The 1,592-nt window shown below is 47.9% G+C and carries 1 protein-coding gene; it reads left to right on the top strand.

From position 1 onward, the window contains the following. Window positions 1–242: 242 nt before the first annotated feature. Window positions 243–1,286 (top strand): DUF4407 domain-containing protein, encoded by a 1,044-nt coding sequence (locus O3Q51_18350; GenBank protein MCZ4410784.1) that lies wholly within the window; start codon window positions 243–245, stop codon window positions 1,284–1,286. The last annotated feature ends 306 nt before the right edge of the window (window positions 1,287–1,592 follow it).

Below are 1,592 nucleotides of genomic sequence, written 5' to 3'. Positions count from 1 at the left end.
CATTTATATCCATTCGAATCCATTCGTGCCCATTGGTGCAGTTCCGTGGACAAAAAGTGAGCGTGGTCAGTGAGCGCAGCCGAACTGAAGCGAACCACTCCTCCCAACCTAATCCATGCCACAGTGGTTAACCAATGTTAAAGCTATCTCTTTCAAGAACATCCCTACAATAATACTTCCGCTCATCAAGTTTTACTTGCTTACAGAAGTTGCGACAGGCATCTTTAAACAAACATTTAGGCATGCATCAAACACGACAAGAATTTACTGCGATGGAGCGCTTTTTCCTTTTCTGCTCTGGAAGCGATATCGATTTATTGAAACAGTGCCGAAGAGCTGAACAGATCAAACACATGGGTTTCGGTAGTTTGGTGCTGGTGCCTGCCGTCCTGGCTTTGGTCTCCATGTCTTACGCACTTAGCACCCTGGAAGGTCTTCAAGACAAGTTGTGGCTCGCCATCTTAGGAGGATTCGTTTGGAGCTTGATCATCTTTGCTTTTGATCGGTTTATCGTTTCTACCCACCGCCGCAAGACCAGCGATGCAGCCGAGCTCAACCGACCTGCTTTCTACTTGCGATTCGCCTTTGCCTTGATTTTGGGAATTGTCATTTCTCATCCATTGGTCATGATGTACTTCAATGGCAGTGTAGCTGATCAAATGGAGCAAAACCTCCAATCTGAGCAGGCAGCGATTGCTCAACGTTTTGACCGAGAGATTCAGAACCTAGACGGTCGGATTTTTGCCATGGATAGCCTTTACTTGGAGAAACAAGCTGAGCGGAATCGACAAGCCGATATCGTGGCTAAGGAAATAGACGGTGAAGTGATACGTAATGCCAATGGTGAACTCGAAACGACGGGACTCAGAGGAAAAGGGCCGTCGGCTGAGAATAAGATACGCCAATTGGCGACATTGGAAAACGAGCTTCAAGCCTTAAAGCGCGAACAGATGGGAGAGAAGAGAAGCCTCGGTCTGGCGAAGGCAGAATTATCCACCCGGAAAGACAGCAGTATGGCTGCCTTCTCGCTTTCTACCGACTACCTCCACCAAGAGATGGCGCTGGAGCAACTCAAGGCATCCAATCCCATCGTGCGATTGACACAGTGGTTTATCATCGTCCTTTTTGTTTTGGTAGATCTTTTGCCATTTATATTTAAAACTTTTTCAACTTACGGTCTTTACGACAAAGTGCTCGGCGATGAAGAGGAGAGTTTGCAAGGGCTTGACCTCAAAGACCGTTCGCTGTTTTGGCAGGAGAAGGTTGATCGGTTGAGTGAGTATTAGCTTTTGGTCGATGGTCGATAGTAGATGGTCGGTTGTCGATAGCTTTTAGCTGATCTTGTTTTCGAAGACAATCCGTATGCTTGAACGATCATCACTCGTCGTGCCGCAGTGGTTAAAAAAGTGAGCGTGGTCAGTGAGCGGCCTGCCCTGAGCGCAGTCGAAGGGAACCGAACTGAAGCGAACATCCCACCCCCGTCTTCTCCTTCCTCCTGTCGTCGAATCCACCCCCGCCGGCGGGGGACACGTGCATGACTCTATTTTGTTTTGGTTCTCATTTGTGCTCATTTATATCCATTCGAATCCATT

Source organism: Cryomorphaceae bacterium 1068, assembly GCA_027214385.1.
GTDB lineage: Bacteria > Bacteroidota > Bacteroidia > Flavobacteriales_D > Cryomorphaceae > JAKVAV01.
This window is presented reverse-complemented; position numbering and strand designations above follow the sequence as displayed.

Excerpts from the sequence above, each read along its gene's own strand:
- O3Q51_18350 (MCZ4410784.1), top strand. The coding sequence starts at position 243 with ATGCATCAAACACGACAAGAATTTACTGCGATGGAGCGCTTTTTCCTT.